The sequence below is a fragment of the Rhodoferax sp. ZS1R8 genome (genome assembly GCF_056521325.1).
In genome coordinates, this window is sequence record NZ_JBWMBA010000001.1 from 22515 (window position 1) to 42365 (window position 19851).

Below are 19851 nucleotides of genomic sequence, written 5' to 3' on the forward strand. Positions count from 1 at the left end.
GCATCAGCTCTCGGTTGAGCACCGTCGCTTTACAGTTACGAACACTGGATCGGCAACACAATTTGTGCCTCCAGTCCGCCGCCGTCGCGATTGGATAGCAACAAGCTTGCGCCCAGGGCACTTGAAAGCTGCTGTGCTATCGCCAAGCCCAAACCGGTGCCCCCGGTGCTGCGGTTGCGGGAGCTCTCTACCCGATAGAACGGCTGGAGCACTGCCTCCAGTTCTTGGGGGGGGATGCCCGGGCCGCGGTCGCGCACCGCGATGGACAACTGATTGCTAGACGGCCGGGTAACACATATCTCGACTTGCTCACCAAACTTGAGGGCGTTATCCACCAGGTTGACGACCATTCGGCGCAGGGTGAGAGGACGCGTTGCCAGCACTTGACTCAGTTCGCATACCAACTGAACCGCGTGTCCAGCGTCCATATAGTCGCCAACCACACTGTCGAGCAAGGCCCCAAGGTCCACCCTGCACACCGCCTCTGTCGCGCTCTGCGCACTGCGGGCATAGGAGATACCCTCCTCGACCAGAACCTGCATGGAGTCCAGGTCACGTTGCAGCTTATCGCGTAGCCCGATGTCGTCCAGCAGGTCGGCGCGCAGCCGCATCCGTGTAATAGGGGTTTGCAGATCATGCGAGATGGCCGCCAGAAGTTGCACCCGCTCGGCCAGGTGATCGGTGATGCGACGCTGCATCGCATTGAATGCTGCGGCGGCACGCGCTACTTCGTTGGGCCCATCCTCTGCAATCGGCTCACCTTTTAGCGATGAGCCCAGCCGCTCGGCGGCCTCGGCCAGCCGTTCCAGTGGACGGGTGGCTTGGCGCACACCAAGCCAGATAAAAGCCAGCATCACCAAAACCTGACTGGTAAACAGCGCGCCCTCCCATACCGACACAGGAAAACGTATCTTGAAAATCTGGATGGTCAGTGGTGTGCCGTCCTTCAAGAACAGTTGCAAGCGCAGGTCTTCGTCGGCGGCATGGCCAGTGTAGACGGTGACAGGATAGCCCGACCCGAGTTCAAGGCCCAGGTCGGCCAGCAGTTGCTGGCTGCGCTGGGTGCGGCGCAGCTTGGCATCGGCTACCGATTCGACTATGGCGGCGTCTCCCAACGAAAAACGGTAATCCTTGCGCTGCATTCGATCCAACCAGTCCTTCCGTTTGGTAGCGTCGCCAGCTTCCAGTGCAGAGACCAAGAGAGCCGTATCTTTTGCCAGGTAGTAGTTGATCCTTGCCACCTGAAAATCAAACACTTCCAGGTAGGCAAAGGCACCACCCAGTAAGTGTGCTGCCAGCAATGCGGCCGACAGGCTCAGGGCCAGGCGCGCAAACATCGAACCAGGCCAGTAGCGTTGCAAATGTTGGACGATCGCCCTCAAGCAGTGCCTCCGCGCGAGACCACCGGCCACACAAAGATGTAACCTTCGCTGCGCACAGTTTTGATGTAGTCGGCCTCCGCAACCTCGTCGCCTGAATCGTCGCGCAGCCGCTTGCGCAAGCGGCTGACCAAGATGTCGATCGAGCGGTCAAAACTATCGGCTTCCCGGCCTTGGGTCAGGCTCATCAGTTGATCACGGGTCAGCACCCGCTGAGGGTGCTCCAAAAACACCCTCAGCAGGCGGTACTCAGCGCCACTGAGCGAAACCACGGCGCCACTGCCATCGAGCAAGTGGCGGGCATGGGTGTCGAGGGTCCACGGCCCAAACCCTAGCAAGTGTTGGGTTTCCTTGATCTGCATGTTCTTCGGAATCATGCGGGCTCGCCGCAACACGGCCCGTATGCGAGCCAGCAGTTCACGCGACGCAAAGGGTTTGGTCAGGTAGTCATCGGCCCCCATCTCCAGACCCAAAATGCGGTCCGCCTCTTCGTTGCGGGCGGTCAACAGCAAGATAGGTACCGGATTGGAAGCCCCAACACTCAATTCGCGACACAGGCTCAGCCCGTCCTCGCCCGGCATCATCAAGTCCAGCACGATCAAGTCGATGCGTTCGGCCGCCAGCACCGCCCGCATCTGACGGCCATTTGCCGCAGTACTGAGTTTGAAACCGCTCTTTTCCAAGTACTGGCGTAACAGGTCGCGGAGATCTTCGTCATCATCGACAACCAAAATGTGATCGGCTTGTTGCATACCCGGGTTTATACGGCTTTATTCACAGGCAATCGCTTCACGGACCGAACTTCGCGATGCTTGCCATGCCGGCACCAAGCTCGCGGTAACCGCCAGCCCCAGAGAAACGAACAGCCAGATCCAGACTCCGCTCGGGTCAAACCGAAAGTCCAGTGTGCTGCGCAGCATCAGTCCGACCAACAGGTCACCAATACCCTTGCTGATGGGCCAGGCAGCCCCCAGCGCCAGCATAAAGCTGATCAACCCGATGAACACGGCCTCGCTGACAACGATCAGCCAGACCGCCCGCGGAGTGGCGCCGATGGCACGGAGCACCCCCATTTCGCGCCTGCGCTCCAACACATTCAGGCTCATGGTGGTCATCAACCCCAGGCCACCGACGCCGCCAATGACGCAGGACACGAGGATCAGGAACACGTAAATCATTTGCATGTGCTCGTCAATCACAAACCGGCCTTCGCCCTTGGTGTAGCTGCCCCGGGCTGCCACGCCTTGCCGCTCCAGCTGCCGGTCGATGTCTGCCTTGACTCCTTTGATAGAGACACCATCCTTGTGCCGCAGCACCATGCTGACCGAGTTGCTCACCCCTGCATGGGTGGTGTCGTAAAACGCCTTGGGGATATAGGCGGTGGCTGGGCTAAAGGCTTCCCGGGCAATGCCCACTACCTGAAAGTCGGCCTGCACAGTGCCGATTTCCCTTGACCCCAATTGCAAGCGCACCGTGCTCCCAACCTTGGTGCTGGGCGATTTGTCGGCCAGTACATGGTTCAGCACCACGGCATTGGTTTCCCCGGGCAACAGGTTGCGACCTTCCACCAGGATGGGTTTGAGCAGCGGGGTTTGCGCAGGCAGCGCTACCACCGTAAAGTGTGCGCTGTCGCCGTCACCATTAGCATCAACCGTGATGCCAGGCGCCTTGCCGGAAACCACGATGGCACCGTCGGTCTTGATCCAATATTCGGCTTTGGCTATACCGCCCGTGGCCTGCACCGCGCGGTCAATGACCGCGTCCGACGTCATACCAACCAAGCTGACCGTGAGATCGAACTGGCGCGTGGCAAACAGACGATCCAGCGTATCGATCATGGAGGCGCGTACGTTGAGCGCCGCCATGAAAAAGATGCCAGACACCGCCAGGGTGACCAAGGTCAACACCAGCCGCGTACGCCGACGAAAGGCGTTGCGCAAAGCTAGCAACAGCGGGCGGGCGCCGCCACTTACGTTCAGCAATAGGTGGTCGAGAATGCTGGCGCCAAACGGTTGCTGGGTCACCCCAAAATCGCTCAACGCAGCGTGCACCGAGATGCCGCAGGCTTTCCAGATGGGGTGGGCCGCGGCCAGCAGCGGCACGAGCACGCCGACCAGCGCGATCAGGGCGTAGAGCCAGAGCGGAACGGCAAAGCTGTTGATGTCAAAGTTGAGGAAGACCCCCAAATAGCGACACAGTTCACGCCCTGCAGCTATGCCCGCGGGCACCGCGATCAGCAGCGCCGCTAATCCTAAAAACAGGGCTTGGCTGAAATAGATACGCGCAATTTGCCAGCGCGCGCCCCCCAAGGCTTTCATGACTCCTATTTGACGAATTTGCCCAGCCATCAAGGCCATCAACAAGTTCACCACCAGCACGCCACTGAGCAGCAACACCAGTACCCCAAAGCCAGCCATCACCAGCAGCAAGGTGCCCATGATTTTGGTGTGGGGGTGCTCACCCGGCTCCGGCTGGTCTACCTTGCTGACCGAATGCCCGCGCTCGACCAAAGTCTTTTGCACCTGGGCCACCACCTCGGAAGTGTGGGTAGCGTTTAGTCCATCCTGGGCGACAACGATCTTCAATTGGTTCAAGAAAGGCTGCTCCCCGAGCTCGACCAAGGTCTGCTGGCTGATATAGCCGTAGACGATGTTGTCCATGCGGGCTTGCGCTTGGCCTACGTCATGGACCCGGCCGCTGACCAGTAGCGTGTGCTCCCGACCTTGGCTGTTTTTAACCACGACGCGCGCACCCAGTGTGGTTTTCGCCACTTGAAAGGCATCGCGTTCAATCAAAATTTCGCCGAGAGAGGGTGGCCACGCACCTTGCTCTGGTGCAATAGTGCTGACCCGCATGTCTCGGTAGTCCTTGACCACGAACAGTGCCAGGCTTTTCCACTCGGCGGGGCCGGACTTGATCTTTCCCATCACAACCCGGCGCGCTTCGGCCGCACCCACCGCGCGATTTTTGAGCACCGCTGAGACGGTAGCGTCGTCCACCTGATCGAGAAACAGTGTCGCGGATGCCGGATTGGTGGCCAGGTAATCGTCGTTGAGTTCGCGGGTCAGGATGGCATAACTAGCCAGTACCGCGGTAAAGCCGCTCACGCCAAGGGCGATGGCCAGCACCACCAGCACCGTGCGGGTGCGCTCCAACCAGAAGTCGGCAATTGCTTTACGCCAAAAGGTAGACATTAGTGGGTCCTCTGGGTGCGCGCGGCCGCGCCGACATTTGTGGAGTGGGGAGCTGAGGACAATGAACCGTCAGCGACGTGAATGGTGCGATCGCTCAAGCGCGCGATGTCCTCGTCGTGGGTTGCCACAACTATGGTGGTTCCTGCACAAGCCATGTCGCGCAAGATCTGCAGCACGGTGGCAGCAGTCACGGAGTCGAGATTGCCCGTGGGCTCATCGGCAACGACCACGGCCGGAGCATTCGCCAAGGCGCGGGCGATGGCAACGCGTTGTTGCTGACCGCCTGAAAGGGTGGCGGGCAGCTTGTTGCATTGCTCTTGGACCCCCACTTGGGCCAGTAGCTTCAGGGCACGGGTGCGGCGCTCACGGGCCGGGAACTTTTGACAAAAGTCCATCGCCAGCATGACGTTCTCAAGCACCGTCAAAGTAGGTAGCAGTTGGAAAAACTGGAACACAACCCCTACGGCGCCTCCGCGCCAAGTGGCCAGTTGTTGTTCGCTCAAGCCCTGCAAGACCTTCCCGGCCACCGTCACGGTCCCGGACGAGGCCCGATCGATCCCGGCGATCAGATTGAGCAACGTCGACTTACCGCTCCCGGACTTGCCGACCACAGTAACAAACTCTCCCTGTCGAATCTCCAGCGAAACGCACCTGAGCGCCTCAAACGAACCTGAGGGTGTGGGGTAACTCTTGGCAACGTCGTGCAAAGCAATCAACGGCCTGACCAGTTTTTGTATCGTCATGGGATTCTTTCCTAAAAAGTGGACTCCCCGGTATCGGGCATCCAATGCCTTGATTGCAACCGGGCAGGTTTTCTGGCTTGTGTCGATGCCCCAGCCTTTTTGCATCGGAGTATTTCTATCGTGGGGCGGAAACAATCCAGCAACAAAACTCTTCCCGCACCCGGCCTTTGGCGTGATTTGCCCCCTTCATGGCACACGCTGCATCCCCGCTGTTTGTAGACTGCAGAGACTGTCCCGGGGATGGATGGCCCGCCGGCATGTTTGACCTGCGCGCATTCAAGAAACGCAACTGAATAGGACAGCCATGATCACCCTCTACCACTGCGTCAGTGCCCGCTCCTTCCGCCCTTTGTGGCTGCTGGAAAAACTGGGGCTGCCGTATCAACTGAAGATACTGCCCTTCCCGCCCCGCGCGTTGTCCAGGCAGTTCCTGCAAGAGAATCCGCTGGGTACGGTGCCGCTACTGGTGGATGGCGAAACCCGCATGACAGAGTCCGCAGGCATGTGCGAGTACCTGGCCGCACGGCGCAGCCCGGGCAATTTAAATGTGGCGGTGGGTGACCCTGCTTATGGCGCCTACCTGAACTGGCTACACATGAGCGACGCCACACTGACCTTTCCGCAAACCCTGGTGCTGCGCTATACACACTTCGGGCCCGCAGAGCGCAAACAGCCCCAAGTGGCAGACGACTACAGCCGATGGTTCCTGGCGCGGTTGCGAACGGTAGACGTCCTGGCCCAGCAGCAGGACTTTCTCTGTCCCGGCCGGTTTACCGCCGCCGACGTGGCCATGGGTTATGCGCTGATGCTGGCCAGCCACTTGGGCCTGGACGCCCAGTTCACGCCGGCCGTTGCCGCCTACTGGGCGCGCCTGCAGACGCGCCCAGGGTTCCAGCGTGCACTGGCCGTGCAGCACCAGGCGGCCATAGACCAGGGTGTACCCACAATGCCCGCGCCTGATATCCGACCCTGACGGGAATCCTTAACGCAAAATCGCCCCTAGCCCCCGACAAGTATGACGATACAGCTATCACATGGATAGCAAGTCGATTGTTTCAACCCGCGGCGTTGCCCGCTCAATAATCCCCGCGCAATCCAGCCCCCGCGGCAGCGCACCAAAGGTCAGGCCGCTGTAGTGCTCGCCCAAGCGCGACGCGCAAAACGCATCGGCCACGGCGTGGTTGCCATAGCGCACCAGCAGCGAGCCCTGCAAGGCCAGCGCCATTTTTTCCACCACGCCCCGCGCCCGGTATTCGATAGCCGATGGGTCCAGCAACTCGGCGCCCAGTCGCGCCACATACTGGTCCAGCCGGCGGTCGGTGCCGGCAGCGGTTTGCACCTCATCCATATATGCGTCGACTGAACCAGTGTTGCGCCCCATGGCGCGCAGCATATCCAGACACTGCACATTGCCACTGCCCTCCCAGATGGAGTTGACCGGTGATTCACGGAACAGGCGGGGCATGATGCAGTCTTCCATCACACCGCTGCCGCCTATACACTCCATGGCTTCGTAGGCGTGTGCCGGCGTGCGTTTGCAGATCCAGTATTTGCCGACTGCGGTGCCTACGCGCACCAGCATTTTTTCGTGCGCGCTTGCCTCGCCGATGTCCAGCGCCCCGGCAATGCGCATGGTCATGGCCAGTGCGGCCTCACTCTCGATGACCAGATCGGCCAGCACGTTTTGCATCAGCGGTTGTTCGGCCAACAGCTTGCCAAAGGCCCAGCGGTGCTGGCAATGGTGCAGAGCCTGGGCCACGGCCTGGCGCATGCCGGCGCTGGAGCCGACCATGCAGTCAAACCGTGTCATCGTGACCATCTTCAAAATGGTGGGCACACCCCGGCCTTCACCTCCCACCATCTGGGCGTAAGCGCCGCGCAGTTCGGTCTCGCAGGACGCATTGGCCACGTTGCCCATCTTGTTTTTGAGCCGCTGGATCTGCATGGCATTTTTGCTGCCATCCGGCCGCCAGCGCGGCAACCAGAAGCAGGACAGGCCATCAGGCGCCTGGGAAAGTACCAAGAAGGCATCGCTCATAGGGGCGGATACGAAGTATTTGTGGCCCACCAGTTCGTAGGCCTGGCCGGGGCCGCTAGCGCCCAACGCATGGGCGCGCAGCGTGTTGGCCCGCACATCCGAGCCGCCCTGCTTTTCGGTCATTGCCATGCCCACGGTGATGGCGGATTTTTGCTCCATCGGGATGTTGCGGTGGTCGTATTGCAGCGCAGTGATCTTGGGTAGCCATTGGGCGGTCAGGTCGGGCTGCTGCTGCAGGGCCGGCACCACGGCCGATGTCATTGTGATAGGGCAACCGTGGGCCGCGTCCACCTGACCCATCAGGTACGACATCGCCGCGCGCGCCACGTGCGCGCCGGGTTGGGGATTGCGCCAGTGGGCGGCGTGCAGGCCGTGTTCGGTAGAAATTTGCATCAGCCGGTGGTAGGCGGGGTGGAAGCGCACCTCATCGATGCGGTGACCGTAGTTGTCGTGCGTGTAGAGCACCGGCTTGTTTTCGTTGGCCTGGAAGCCCAGCTCAATCAGCTCCCGGCTGCCCGTCAGCGCGCCGAAGGCCGCCAGTTCGGGTTCCGCCCAGGCACCGCCCTCGCGCGCCACTGCTTCGCAGAGCGCCACATCCTGCTGGTACAGGTTGTAGTCTCGCAGCGGGGGTGGCTGGTTTTCTACAACATGGGTTTCTGCCATATGCAAAAACGCACTGGCAGTTTTTTTAGCGGTGGCTTCGGTGGTGGTTTGCAACATCTGGTCTCCCGGTGCGCACAGTGTTGGTGCGAAACTGGAATATGGTAACTAGAAGTCGTGAATTCAAATTCAAATTATGCATGCCGACCGGGTCGCGGCGGGTCCGGCGGGTTGCGCTACAGTGGCGCCTGTTTAAAAACTGCGGTTCTGCGCGCGCTCTACCATGGCTTACCGGCCCACCGAAAAAACACTGGCCCGTAAAGCCGAAATCCGCCAGCGCCTGCTGGACGCCTCCCTCACCATCCTCAGCGACGGTGGTTTTGCCGCCCTGACCATGGTGGCCGTGGCCGCCAAAGCGGGCATTGCCACGGGTGCGGTGTACAAGCACTTTGAGTCCAAAGACCAACTGTGCTCCGAAGTATTTCGCGAGGCCACCGAAAAAGAAGTGGCCTGGGTACGCGAGACCACGCTGCAAGGGGATGGTTCGCCCAGCGAGCGGCTGCTGGTGGCCATAGAGACCTTTGCACTGCGCGCCCTGCGCAACCCGCGCCTGGCATTTGCGCTGATTGCCGAGCCGGTGGATGTACTCGTCGACGCCCAACGCCTGCGTTACCGCTTGGCCTATGCCGATATGTTTGAACAACTGGTGGACCAGGGCATACAAAGTGGGGAATTTGCAGCCCAGTATCCCAGCGTCAGCGCGGCCGCGTTGGTCGGGGTAATTGCCGAATCGCTGGTGGGACCCCTGTCGTGGCCGGCGGCAGACCAGCCCCCGATGGAAACCGAATCCCTGATTGCCGCAATTCAGGCCTTTTGTCTGCGCGCAGTCGTAGCGCCCAAGCTCAGTTTTTAGCCGAGCGGCGCGCTTTTTGCTCTTCCAGCGTCTCGGTCGGGCCACCTTGCTTGACCCACTGCGCGTAGCCCCCGGCGATGTGCGCCACATTGGTCATGCCCATGTCTTGCAGGGTTTGGGTGGTCAAGGCGCTGCGCCATCCAGCGCCACAGAACAGGATGTATTCAGTGCCCTCATCACCAAAGAAGGGCTTGTAATACGGAGAATCCGGGTCCACCCAGAACTCCAGCATGCCGCGCGGAGCGTGAAAAGCCCCCACCACCGTGCCGTCCACCAGTTCTCGCACATCGCGGATATCCACCAACTGGGTCTTGCCCTCACCCATGCGCGCAAGCACCTGATCCACGGTGTACGTGCGGATTTGCTCCATGGCTTGGTCAACCAGTGCGCGGGATGATGTGGTGATGGGCATGTTTATTGCTCTCCTGTGCTCGGGGTAAGCCCCATTGTTGTGACGGGGCTTTGCCCGGATACTACTTCGCGCAGTGTTGAGCACTGCGCACAGACCGCTTTATTCCAGAACAGGATACGTGTTGTTCCATCCATCCCCATTCGCCAGGGGCTTGTACCTGGCCTTCAGTGCATCTATTGGCGCAATCTTTAGCGTGGCTGCCCATGCGCAGCTGCCCTCGCTACCCCCGTTGCCGCCCGCCAAGGCAGCCTCCGAGCCTTCGGCGATGGAGCGGTCACAGCGCCAATCGGACAATGTATACCGTTTTATCAAGCAGTTTTCCGATGCGCCGCGCAAATCGGATAGTGCCCCAGCCCGCCCTAAAGTTGACGCAGCTGCAGCGCCAGCCCCGGTACGCAGGCCCGATACGCAAACTGTAGCAACACCAGCCGCCCCGACGTTGGCTCAGCCGGACGCCACGCCAGCATCCGCCGCCAATGCCAGTACCAACACCGCACCGGTGCAGGCCACCAGTGTGCCCCCACCGGCAGCCACTCCCGCTCCAACTCCCGCCCCAGCGACCGCACTGGCCGCGGCAGAAGAGGAGGAAGATGTGGAGTTGCAGCTGGTATCACAGGTCGACCCCGTCTATCCGCGCGGCTTGCAAGGTGCGCCGGAAAGCGGCAGGGTCATCGTGGCCCTTACCATTCAACCGGATGGCAAGGTCTCAGAGGCATCGGTAGTGACCGCTTCCCACCGCCGATTCGGCAAGCCCGCTACGGATGCCGTGTCGCAATGGCGCTTCGCACCCATCAAGGCTGCGCGCACGGTGCGGGTAGAGATTGGATTTAACCCGCGCTGATTCCGTTAGCCAGCCAAGGCACGCTGAATAATGATTTTCTGCACGTCACTCGTGCCTTCGTAAATCTGGCAGACGCGCACGTCGCGGTAGATGCGCTCCAGCGGAAAGTCACTTACGTAGCCGTAACCGCCCAGCGTCTGGATCGCGGCGCTGCACACCTTCTCGGCCATTTCGCTGGCAAACAGTTTTGCCATGGCGGCTTCTTTCAGGCACGGCCGGCCTGCGTCGCGCAGTGCGGCCGCATGCCAGATCAACTGGCGTGCCGCTTCGATCTGCGTCGCGCAGTCCGCCAATCTAAACCCCACGGCCTGGTGGTTGAAGATCGCGGTGCCAAAACTTTGGCGGTCCTTGGCATAGGCGACGGCAACTTCCAATGCGCTGCGCGCCATACCCACGCTCTGCGCGGCTATGCCGATGCGCCCGCCTTCCAACCCGCCCAGCGCGATGCCGTAACCCTCACCCTCTTTGCCGATCAGGTTCTCTGCCGGGATGCGGCAATTGTCGAAATTGATCTGTGCCGTATCGCTGGAATGCTGGCCCAGCTTGTCTTCGATGCGTGCCACCACATAACCCGGTGCATTGGTCGGGACCAGGAAGGCGCTCATGCCCCTCTTGCCGGCGCCCTTGTCGGTGACGGCGATGACGATGGCCACATCACCGTTCTTACCGCTGGTAATGAACTGCTTGACGCCGTTGATGACGTACTCGTCGCCCTCGCGTACGGCTGTGGTCCGCAGTGAAGAGGCATCGCTGCCCACATGCGGTTCGGTCAGACAGAAGGCGCCCAGCATCCGGCCATGGGCCAGCGGCACCAGCCACTTCTGCTTCTGCGCCTCAGTGGCGTAGCGCATCAGGATGGCATTGACCGGGCAGTTGGTGACTGAGATCACGGTGCTGGTGCCGCCGTCACCCGCCGCAATCTCTTCCAGCACCAAGGCCAGCGTCACGTAATCCAGATTGGCGCCGCCATAGGCCTCGGGCACGCAGATGCCGTAGGCGCCGAGTGCGGCCAGGCCCTTGTGCGCCTCTTTGGGAAAGTGGTGCTCCTTGTCCCACTTGGCAGCGTTAGGCCACAGCTCGGCTTGCGCAAATTCACGCACGGCATCGCGCACCATCTCTTGGTCTTGGGTCAACAACATTTCAAAACGTCTCCTGAATTTTTTTGTCGTGGTCTACCAGCCGGCCAAGGGCTTGCCGTCTGTGCCAAAGAAGCGGCCGCTGTCTGCTGGCTTCAGTTGGGCGATCGTGCGCCGCATCGCCGCCACGCTGGCTTGCGCCGTCGACGTGGCGCCGCTGCCGCCCATGTCGGTCTGCACCCAACCCGGAATTAACGACGCGAATATGGCTTGGGGGTAATCATGCCGTGCCGAGGCCACCGCCATGTTCAGCGCCGCCTTGCTCACCCGGTAAGCCCAGCAGTAGCTGGACTCCACACCAGCGATGTGTCCCATGTCACTGCTGATAAATCCAAACCGGCCTTGCGCGGCTTCGACCAACGGCGCCACCTGCGGGATGGTTTGCATCGCACCCAGCACATTGGTGCGCATGACGAGGTCAAAGTCCGGTTGCGTGGGCGGCGTACGGGCATCGGCACGGGTCAGCACGCCGGCCACATACAACGCCACGTCGATTTTCTCGCCATCGAGCTGCCAGGCCAGGCCGCTGACGCTGGCGGAGTCGGCCACGTCCAGCTTGAGCGCGACCGCGCCCAGCGCCTTCAGGCGCTCCAGCCCCGCGTCGTCCCGGGCGGTGGCGATGACGCGGTCACCGGCTGCACGGTACTGTTGCACAAACTCCAGGCCAATGCCGCGGGATGCGCCGATTACAAGGATGTTCATATGCTAAATAGGCCTCCAGCCCTCGTGGGATGCGCGTAAGCAGCTACTGAATTTATAGCATCTCCAGCGCTACGGCAGTCGCCTCACCGCCACCAATACACAGCGTGGCCAGGCCCTTCTTCAGTCCGCGTGCCTGCAAAGCGTACATCAGCGTGACCATGATGCGCGCACCAGACGCGCCGATCGGGTGGCCCAGCGCGCAAGCGCCGCCGTTCACATTGACCTTGTCGTGCGGCACGTTCAGCTCTTTCATCAGCGCCATGGGCACGACGGCAAAGGCTTCGTTCACTTCCCACAGGTCCACATCGCCCACTTCCCAGCCAGCTTTGGTCAACACCTTTTGCGTTGCGCCTACCGGGGCCGTCGCAAACCACTCGGGCTCTTGCGCGTGGGTGGCGTGGGCCACGATGCGGGCCAGCGGCTTGCAGCCCAGTTTGGCGGCGGTGGAGGCCTTCATCATCACCAGCGCGGCGGCACCGTCGTTGATCGACGAGCTGCTGGCGGCGGTGATGGTGCCGTCTTTCTTGAAGGCGGGCTTGAGCGTGGGGATCTTGTCCAGCTTGACCTTGCCCGGGCCTTCGTCAATCGACACGACGACATCGCCACCACGGCCCTTGACCGTGACGGGTGTGATCTCGGCCGCGAACGCGCCGGACTCGGTGGCGGCCTTGGCGCGCTGCACGCTGGCGGTGGCGAAGGCGTCCTGCTCGGCGCGGGTGAAGCTGTACTTGGCGGCGCAGTCTTCGCCAAAGGTGCCCATGGAGCGCCCAGCCTCGTACGCGTCTTCAAGGCCGTCCAGCATCATGTGGTCGTACATGCGGTCGTGGCCGATGCGGTAGCCGCCACGGCCCTTCAGCAACAGGTAAGGCGCATTGGTCATGCTCTCCATGCCACCGGCCACCAGCACCTCGTGGCTGCCAGCGATCAGCATGTCATTGGCAAACATGGCCGCACGCATGGCCGAGCCGCACATCTTGCTGAGGGTGACCGCGCCTGCGCTCTTGGGCAAGCCGCCCTTGAAACCGGCCTGGCGCGCCGGCGCCTGGCCCTGGCCTGCCATCAGGCAGTTACCAAACAAGACTTCGGTCACCAGCTCTGGCGAAATGCCGGCGCGCTCTACGGCCGCCTTGATGGCTGCGCCACCCAGGTCGTGTGCCGCGAGGCTGGAAAAATCACCCTGGAATGCGCCCATGGGGGTGCGCGCTGCGCCGACGATAACGATGGAATCCGACATGCTGGTTCTCCTGGTTGCGTAGACGTTGCGAGAGAGACCTTTAGCTCTGTCTCGCAACTGATTAAGGGGCGTAAGAGTTGACGTTTACGTAAACGTCAATTGTGACAGAATCTGCCCTCCACTACACTCGCCCACCGGCAATTTGCCACGCGCAAGCCCTGCCTGCGCAATCTGATTTCTGTTCGCAGCCACTGCCAATGCTTCTCACTTTGCGTCTTTTTTTGCTGGGCGTCCATTTCCTCGTCGCCGGCGCGGTCAATATGTTCATCGTGCTACGGCGCCCGTTTGACCCCGACAACAGCCGCCTGTGCGGGCGTGTCTACTCGCTGCCGGCACTGCGCCTTTTGGGTTTGCAGACCGAGCTGCAAGTGGACGAACTGAAGAAGCTGACCAGCCCCTGCGTCATCGTCGTCAACCACCAGTCCAATTTCGACCTGTTCATTCTGGGCAGCGTCGTGCCGCGGCGCACGGTGACCATCGGCAAGACCAGTCTGCGCTGGATTCCGATCTTTGGCCAGATCTACTGGCTGGCCGGCAATGTGCTGATCGAACGCGGCAACGCCGCCAAAGCCAAGGCCGCGATGCTGAAAACCACCGACACACTGCAGCACCAGGACACCTCCATCTGGGTTTTCGTCGAAGGTACACGCAACCTGGGTAAGGGCTTGCTGCCGTTCAAGAAGGGTGCCTTCCAAATGGCCATTGCGGCGGGTGTGCCCATCGTGCCCATCTGCTGCAGCAACTACAAACGCACGATGCGGTTGAACCGCTGGCATAGCGGCAAGCTGGTCATCCGTGCCTTGCCGCCTATCAGCACGGCGGACATGACGCTAGATGACATGCCTGCGCTGATGGAACGGTGCAGGGAACAAATGGTGGACTGTATTGACGCACTGGACGCGACGCCAGCGTAAATAGGCTTCAGGATTGTTCGCAATCCAGCAAGGGTGTCTTCGCAGTTTGCGGCTATTTCTGGTGCGGGGGTCTGCTTACAGTCATCGCATGGACTGCAGCACTTCCCCAACCTGGACCGCACACATGCCCTTTCTGTCTATTCGACCCACACGCCACCTCGCTTTAACAGCATGCCTGTTAGCCGCAGCCCCAGCCTCTGCCCAGGGGACACAAGTGGCATTCTCCAAACTGGAGGCGATACAAGCGTTTCCTGAATCTGCTGGGGCTTTGATCTACCGCGGTGAGACATATACACAGCGCACACCCGCAGAGGCTCCCCTCTACCGCTACGAGCGCCGTGTGCTGACCGCGCCCAACGGGTTGACCGCAAGCCACATCACCAGCGACCCTGCTGGGCGCGTGATCATCGTCGAGTCGGCGCTGCTGTCACCCCAATACGAAACGCAGCGGTTTGAGGCGACCAACCAGCAATCCAGCTTTAGCGGATCGGTCCAGATCAGCAACGGCGGCCGCCACCTGGAGTACGCGCTGAACGACAACGGCAAGCACAGCACGGCGTCTGAAGATGTTTCCGACCCGGTCGTCTGCGGGCCGTCTCTGTTTGGGTTCATTCTGAGGAACTGGGATCCACTGGTGGCCGGCACATCCCTGCCTGTGCGCATGCTGGTACTCAAGGACAAGACCACCTATGGGTTCGATCTGAAGTTGGACAAGGTGGTCAATGGCCAAGCCGCCTTCACCATCACGCCCAGCAGCTTCTTGATCCGCATGGCCATATCCCCGCTGCGGGTTGTATTTGACGCCAGCACCCGGACGCCAATTCGGTACGAAGGCCGCGTGCCCCCTATGGAGAACGTGTCCGGCAAGCTCAAGGTCCTGGACGCCCGCGTGGAGTACGCGTCCATGTCCTCTGCATACCGCTGATCACCATGACAACACTGTTCGCTGCCCTGCACCACGCAGCCGTTCTGACGCTGTTGGTCTGCACGCTTGTTTCCCTCTACCAACTCAGGCAGCCATTCACCGTACCTGCCGCTAGGCGCTTGCGGAACGTGGACATGCTCAATGGCATCGCCGCGACGCTGGTGCTGCTGGTTGGATTGGTGCGGGTCTTCTATCTAGAGAAGGGATCAGCCTACTACTTTGACAACGGCCCCTTCCTCGCCAAGCTGGGCTTTTATGGGCTTGCCAGCATGCTGTCGCTCGTTCCGACGCTAGAGGTTCGGCGTTGGCGGGTTCCACTCAAGCATGGGCAACTGCCCACCGTGAGCATCCAAAAACTGAAGGCGATGTGTACGGTAGCCTATCTGCAACTGGCCTGCCTTGCGGCGATGGCCATCTGCGCAAACTTGGCTGCGCGCGGCGGAGTCTGGGGTAACGCGAATTGACGCAGCAACAGCCTACTGCGTGATGCTCGCGAGCCAGAGGTCGTCGTGGTTTCCTCCAAACGTCTCCACCAAGAAATCGATGAAGGCCCGTGTACGTGCAGGCACATGTTTGCGCGTGGGCATGGCCGCGTACAGCTGCAAGGCTCCGCCGTGCCAATCCGGCAATACACGCACCAAGCGACCATCGCGCAACGCATCTGCCACCATGAATGTTGGCAGGCCGGCAATCCCCATGCCGTTCACAGCCGCGGCGTAGAGGACTTCGAGTTGCGCAGTCGATAGAACGGGTGGGTGCAGGCTCACTTTGAGTATGCGCCGCGTTGCGCCGGCAGCGCTACCCGCTTCCCGAAACAACGTCAATTCACGCCGAACCGCGGCCACGTCAGGAAGCAAGCCATCGTGTTGCAACAAGTCTTCCGGTTGCTGGGGTTGCCCGCACCGTTTCAGATAGGCGGGAGACGCGCACAGAACGAAGGTGGACGCAGCGAGTGGGCGAACCACGAAGTCTCCCTGCAAGGGCTGCTGTCCAATGGACAGTATGGACACATCGAAGTTTTCATCGGCGGCGCCAACCGGCCCCGCCGCCAACAGTTCCAGTTGAATGCCCGGGAAACGTTGTCGAAAGACTGGCAGATGGCGGACCAACTGGTGGGTTGCAAACGCCGGTGGGCACAGGATGCGCAGGGTGCCCCGAGGGGCCTTGTTGACCGCGCCCGCCACCGCATCCGCATCGTCCAGTTCCGCCAATATCCGCTTGGTACGCTCCAGGTAGTCCTCGCCCACCTCGGTCAACGCCAGCTTTCGGGTCGTCCGGTTCAGTAGCCGTACCCCCAAATGGTCTTCGAGGTCAGACACGGTGCGCGTGACCACTGCCGGGGCCAGGTCCAATACCCTGGCCGCCCCCGCAAAGCTGCCTTCGGCGATGACGTGGGCGAAGACACGGAGGGCACGGAGTTGATCCATGCAGGCATTCTTCCATATCCGCCCCTTCAACTGCGGTTGATAGAGACCCCGCCATCCACCAACAAAGCCGTACCCGTCATAAACGACGACGCATCAGACGCCAGGTACAAAACCGATTGCGCAATTTCTTCCGGCCTGGCAATGCGCTTCAATGCATACAGGCTCTGGATATAGGCCAGTGCTTCGGGCGTACTGGTCATGGACTTGCCCATGGGTGTATCCGTACCGCCGGGCAAGATGGCGTTCACGCGCACCGACTGGGGACCAAACTCCGCGGCGAGGGTTTGCGTCAGACCCACCAGGCCGGCCTTGCTTGCGGCATAGGCGGCCATGCCGGGGAAACCCACCGTATAACCGACAAAGGTCGACGTAAAAATCACCGACCCACCGCCGCGGATCAGCATGGCGGGGATCTGGTGTTTGGCACCCAGGAACGCACTGGTCAAATTGACATCCAGCGCGTACTTCCAATCCGCGGCAGATAACTCTGGCGTGGGCCCCATGGCCCCGAGTGTTCCCGCGTTGTTGAATGCAATGTCGAGGCCACCAAAGCGGTCGGTTGCGGTGCGAACCATCGCGACGGCAAACGGTTCATCGGTGACGTCACCGACCACTGCGGTGGCACGCCCGCCGGACTTTTCGATATCGTTGACGAGTGTGTCCAGCTCATCGCCACGGCGCGCACCGACCACAACGGCTGCGCCCATCTGCGCAAACAGCAGCGCCGTGGCGCGCCCTATGCCCGAGCTGGCGCCGGTGACGATAGCGACCTTGTTGTTCAAAGAGTTCATGTGTTGCATTCCGGATAGGTAGTGAAAGAAGCTGCGCAGTTTCAATCGAAACCACGGCCCTGTCTGGTCGTATCCGGACCTGCAATTTATTCACTCAACTAGGGCGAATGCAGCGTGCTCCTCGCCCGCGTGGGCAAGCCGTCACGCGGCAACCCCTGGCCGCGCGCAAACTCCGCCATCAGTTGGCGGCACGCAAACTCCGGGTCCGTCGCGCGCGTGATGGCGGTGATGACAGCCGCACTGGCCACACCCTGCGCCGCGACATCGGCGATATTGCGCGCATCAATCCCCGCAATGCCGACCACGGGCACTGGCAACAGCCCCGCCCAGTAGCGCAGGTTGTCCAGCCCCTGCGGGATCCACGGCATGTCCTTGGACTGTGTGGCGAAGATGGGGCCACAGGCGATGTAGGACGGGCGCAGACTCCATGCACGGGCGACCTCCCAGTAGCTGTGGGTGCTGAGACCCAGCCGCACACCGGCCTGGCGCAGTGCGTCCAGGTCGACCGTGTCCAGATCCTCCTGGCCCAGGTGCACGCCGTATGCACCCAGTCGCAGCGCTAGAGCCCAGTGGTCGTTGATAAAGAGTTGGGCACCCGGTGTAGCGTTTGCTGCAGCAATGGATTCCTTGATCTGCGCTTCCAGCGTCGGCTCTTGCGGGTCCTTGATGCGCAGCTGCACCGTGCGTATGCCGGCCGCCAGCACGCGGCGCACCCAAGCGGCACTGTCGACTACGGCGTAAACGCCAAGGGCAGGGTCTCGCAGCGGGCGGAACGCAGGCGGAGTTGCACCGTCCAACAACGACAACGCAGGCAGGTTGTGGATGTGCTGCGCAAAGTCCGCCTGTGCATGCACGGGCCCCGCACCCGCACCCGCCGCATAGGCATGGCGCAGCGCATGGGTGGTAGCCATCTTCGCCAGCACAACCGCATCCGCCACGCAATAGCCGCTGGCCAATGCAGCGGCCGCACTAGCTGCAAAGGTGCAGCCGGTGCCGTGCTGGTGCGCCGTGTCCACCCGCGGCAGGCTGAGCCAGCCGGTAGCCTGGGGGCTGCTGAACCAGTCGCTGGCCGTTGCGTTCGGCTGCGCCGCATCGCCGCCGGTGATAACCACAGACGGCGCGCCCTGGGCCTGCCCCACCGCCAACCCCAGGCGTTCGGCTTCCGCCCGGTTGGGCGTGACCAGCGTGGCGCGCGGCAGCAGTTCGTGGATATAGGCCTGCACGACGGCATCGTCGGCAAAACCAACGCCGGTGCTCGCGCCCAGTACCGGGTCCACGACCAGTTGCACCGTCTGGCCCTGCGCACGCAGGCGGTCCACCCAACGGCAGACGACGCGAATGTTTTCCACGCTGCCCAACAAACCCGTCTTGATCGCCTGGGGCAGCATGTCCTGGGCCAGTGCGGCCAGCTGGGCGTCCAGCAACTCCGCGCGGACGGGCTCCACACGCGTCACCGCAACCGAGTTTTGGGCGGTGATGGCCGCCACCGCCGTGCAGCCGTGCACACCACCGAAAGCGGCTAGAGCCTTGAGGTCGGCCTGCACGCCGGCGCCACCGCCGCTGTCAGATCCGGCGATGCTCCAGACAATCGGCCGAACGGTGTCGGTCCCACCACATTCTTCTAAGCCAAATGGGGCTGTAGCCCTCGTGGGATAAGCGTAGCCAGCTATTGAATTCATAGCACGATTCACAGCAGTATGGGGTGGCCCGCCACCGGCGTGGACGCCACGGCCATGTCCTGCTTGGCCATGACGCCCGCCTCATAAGCCAGCCGTCCGGCGCGTATGCCCAGCCCAAAGGCGCGCGCCATGCGCACCGGGTTCAGCGCCTTGGCCACGGCCGTGTTGAGCAGCACACCATCCAGCCCCAGCTCCATGGCTTGCACCGCGTCCGCCGGGGACCCAATGCCAGCGTCCACGATCAGCGGCACGCCAGGCAGGCGCGCACGCAGCGTGCGCAGCGCGCCGGGATTGACCAAGCCCTGGCCTGACCCAATGGGAGCGCCCCATGGCATCAGGATGTTGCAGCCCACATCGAGCAGGCGCTGGCAGCTGACCAGGTCGTCGGTGCAGTAGGGGAAGACTTCAAAGCCGTCCTTGACCAGTTGGCGGGCGGCGTCCACCAGCTCGAATGGGTCGGGCTGCAGCGTGTGTTCGTCGCCCACCACTTCGAGCTTGATCCAATGCGCGTCAAACAACTCGCGCGCCATCTGCGCCAGCGTGATGGCCTCGCGCGCGGTGCGGCACCCAGCGGTATTGGGCAGCAGGTGCGCGCCGGTGGCTTTGATAATGCTGAAGAAGTCACCCTCGGCTGCGGCCTGGGCACCCGCGGCGAGTTGGCGGCGCAGACCGACCGTCACGACCTGCGCCCCGGATGCGGCTATGGCTTGCTGCAACACCGCCGGCGATGGGTAGCCCGCCGTGCCCAGCAGGAACCGGCTCTGCAGCGTGCGGCCGCCGATGTGCCACTCACCTGCGTCCGAGCGCCCCGGCGGCAGCGGGCTCTGCTCCCCCACTTCTGTTGGCCCCGCCCGCTTTGCCAACTCCTCCTTTACCTGCGCAGAACCCACTCCCGCCGGGTCTCTTTGATAATCGACCATGTA

19 protein-coding genes are annotated in these 19851 nt (G+C 61.9%); 6 read left to right on the forward strand and 13 right to left on the reverse strand.

What is annotated here, in order from left to right:
• Nucleotides 1-35 precede the first annotated feature (35 nt).
• From AC097P_RS00090 to AC097P_RS00105, 4 genes are read right to left on the reverse strand one after another with little or no spacing between them, the layout of a single operon-like run.
• Entirely contained in the window at nucleotides 36-1382 is a 1347-nt protein-coding gene (locus AC097P_RS00090; protein WP_479608344.1) for a sensor histidine kinase, read from the reverse strand.
• Complete coding sequence (locus tag AC097P_RS00095) at nucleotides 1379-2131, reverse strand: response regulator (protein WP_479608345.1); 753 nt, start codon at nucleotides 2129-2131, stop codon at nucleotides 1379-1381. The genes AC097P_RS00090 and AC097P_RS00095 overlap by 4 nt, the downstream gene beginning before the upstream one ends.
• An 18-nt stretch (nucleotides 2132-2149) precedes the next feature.
• The gene (locus tag AC097P_RS00100) at nucleotides 2150-4573 is read right to left on the reverse strand and encodes an ABC transporter permease (RefSeq protein WP_479608346.1); all 2424 of its coding nucleotides are present in this window, start codon (nucleotides 4571-4573) and stop codon (nucleotides 2150-2152) included.
• Nucleotides 4573-5421 carry an ABC transporter ATP-binding protein gene (locus AC097P_RS00105; protein WP_479608347.1) on the reverse strand — a complete coding sequence of 283 codons (849 nt, stop codon included), beginning with the start codon at nucleotides 5419-5421 and terminating at the stop codon, nucleotides 4573-4575. Before AC097P_RS00105 ends, AC097P_RS00100 begins: the two co-directional genes overlap by 1 nt.
• Before the next feature lie 199 nt (nucleotides 5422-5620).
• Here AC097P_RS00105 and AC097P_RS00110 point away from each other — a divergent pair, with 199 nt between their 5' ends.
• Nucleotides 5621-6289 carry a glutathione S-transferase family protein gene (locus tag AC097P_RS00110; protein WP_479608348.1) on the forward strand — a complete coding sequence of 223 codons (669 nt, stop codon included), beginning with the start codon at nucleotides 5621-5623 and terminating at the stop codon, nucleotides 6287-6289.
• A gap of 57 nt (nucleotides 6290-6346) precedes the next feature.
• Here AC097P_RS00110 and AC097P_RS00115 read toward each other — a convergent pair whose 3' ends face one another.
• Nucleotides 6347-8074, reverse strand: coding sequence for an acyl-CoA dehydrogenase family protein (locus tag AC097P_RS00115; RefSeq protein WP_479608349.1), 1728 nt, complete (start codon nucleotides 8072-8074; stop codon nucleotides 6347-6349).
• Between the two features lie 163 nt (nucleotides 8075-8237).
• On the opposite strand from AC097P_RS00115, the gene AC097P_RS00120 reads away from it, so the two are divergent.
• Complete coding sequence (locus AC097P_RS00120; RefSeq protein WP_479608350.1) at nucleotides 8238-8867, forward strand: TetR/AcrR family transcriptional regulator; 630 nt, start codon at nucleotides 8238-8240, stop codon at nucleotides 8865-8867.
• Here the strand turns inward: AC097P_RS00120 and AC097P_RS00125 are convergent.
• Nucleotides 8857-9279 (reverse strand): rhodanese-like domain-containing protein, encoded by a 423-nt coding sequence (locus tag AC097P_RS00125; protein ID WP_479608351.1) that lies wholly within the window; start codon nucleotides 9277-9279, stop codon nucleotides 8857-8859. The genes AC097P_RS00120 and AC097P_RS00125 overlap by 11 nt on opposite strands.
• A gap of 121 nt (nucleotides 9280-9400) precedes the next feature.
• Here AC097P_RS00125 and AC097P_RS00130 point away from each other — a divergent pair, with 121 nt between their 5' ends.
• Nucleotides 9401-10120: an energy transducer TonB gene (locus AC097P_RS00130; protein ID WP_479608352.1), complete on the forward strand. Its 720-nt coding sequence runs from the start codon at nucleotides 9401-9403 to the stop codon at nucleotides 10118-10120.
• A gap of 5 nt (nucleotides 10121-10125) precedes the next feature.
• On the opposite strand, the gene AC097P_RS00135 is transcribed toward AC097P_RS00130, so the two are convergent.
• Genes AC097P_RS00135 through AC097P_RS00145 form a run of 3 tightly spaced genes read right to left on the reverse strand, consistent with a single transcriptional unit; the run spans nucleotide 10126 to nucleotide 13192 of the window.
• Complete coding sequence (locus tag AC097P_RS00135) at nucleotides 10126-11259, reverse strand: acyl-CoA dehydrogenase family protein (RefSeq protein WP_479608353.1); 1134 nt, start codon at nucleotides 11257-11259, stop codon at nucleotides 10126-10128.
• Nucleotides 11260-11292: 33 nt separating this feature from the next.
• Nucleotides 11293-11958: an SDR family oxidoreductase gene (locus tag AC097P_RS00140; protein ID WP_479608354.1), complete on the reverse strand. Its 666-nt coding sequence runs from the start codon at nucleotides 11956-11958 to the stop codon at nucleotides 11293-11295.
• Between the two features lie 52 nt (nucleotides 11959-12010).
• Nucleotides 12011-13192, reverse strand: a complete 1182-nt coding sequence (locus AC097P_RS00145) for an acetyl-CoA C-acyltransferase (protein WP_479608355.1) — start codon at nucleotides 13190-13192, stop codon at nucleotides 12011-12013.
• A gap of 197 nt (nucleotides 13193-13389) precedes the next feature.
• Between AC097P_RS00145 and AC097P_RS00150 the strand changes: the two genes are divergently transcribed.
• The 3 genes from AC097P_RS00150 (at nucleotide 13390) to AC097P_RS00160 (ending at nucleotide 15495) form a co-directional block, all read left to right on the forward strand.
• The gene (locus AC097P_RS00150) at nucleotides 13390-14106 is read left to right on the forward strand and encodes a lysophospholipid acyltransferase family protein (RefSeq protein WP_479608356.1); all 717 of its coding nucleotides are present in this window, start codon (nucleotides 13390-13392) and stop codon (nucleotides 14104-14106) included.
• 214 nt (nucleotides 14107-14320) lie between these two features.
• Complete coding sequence (locus AC097P_RS00155; protein ID WP_479608357.1) at nucleotides 14321-15031, forward strand: hypothetical protein; 711 nt, start codon at nucleotides 14321-14323, stop codon at nucleotides 15029-15031.
• A 5-nt stretch (nucleotides 15032-15036) separates the two neighbouring features.
• Nucleotides 15037-15495 carry a DUF2214 family protein gene (locus tag AC097P_RS00160; RefSeq protein WP_479608358.1) on the forward strand — a complete coding sequence of 153 codons (459 nt, stop codon included), beginning with the start codon at nucleotides 15037-15039 and terminating at the stop codon, nucleotides 15493-15495.
• Between the two features lie 12 nt (nucleotides 15496-15507).
• Here AC097P_RS00160 and AC097P_RS00165 read toward each other — a convergent pair whose 3' ends face one another.
• The 4 genes from AC097P_RS00165 to AC097P_RS00180 form a co-directional block, all read right to left on the reverse strand.
• The gene (locus AC097P_RS00165) at nucleotides 15508-16458 is read right to left on the reverse strand and encodes a LysR family transcriptional regulator (protein WP_479608359.1); all 951 of its coding nucleotides are present in this window, start codon (nucleotides 16456-16458) and stop codon (nucleotides 15508-15510) included.
• Between the two features lie 26 nt (nucleotides 16459-16484).
• On the reverse strand, nucleotides 16485-17249 hold the full coding sequence (locus AC097P_RS00170; RefSeq protein ID WP_479608360.1) for an SDR family oxidoreductase: 765 nt from the start codon (nucleotides 17247-17249) through the stop codon (nucleotides 16485-16487).
• A gap of 98 nt (nucleotides 17250-17347) precedes the next feature.
• A complete protein-coding gene (locus tag AC097P_RS00175) occupies nucleotides 17348-18928 on the reverse strand; it encodes a bifunctional hydroxymethylpyrimidine kinase/phosphomethylpyrimidine kinase (protein WP_479608361.1) in 1581 nt (526 codons plus the stop codon).
• A gap of 8 nt (nucleotides 18929-18936) precedes the next feature.
• The gene (locus tag AC097P_RS00180) at nucleotides 18937-19848 is read right to left on the reverse strand and encodes a thiazole synthase (protein WP_479608362.1); all 912 of its coding nucleotides are present in this window, start codon (nucleotides 19846-19848) and stop codon (nucleotides 18937-18939) included.
• Nucleotides 19849-19851 lie beyond the last annotated feature (3 nt).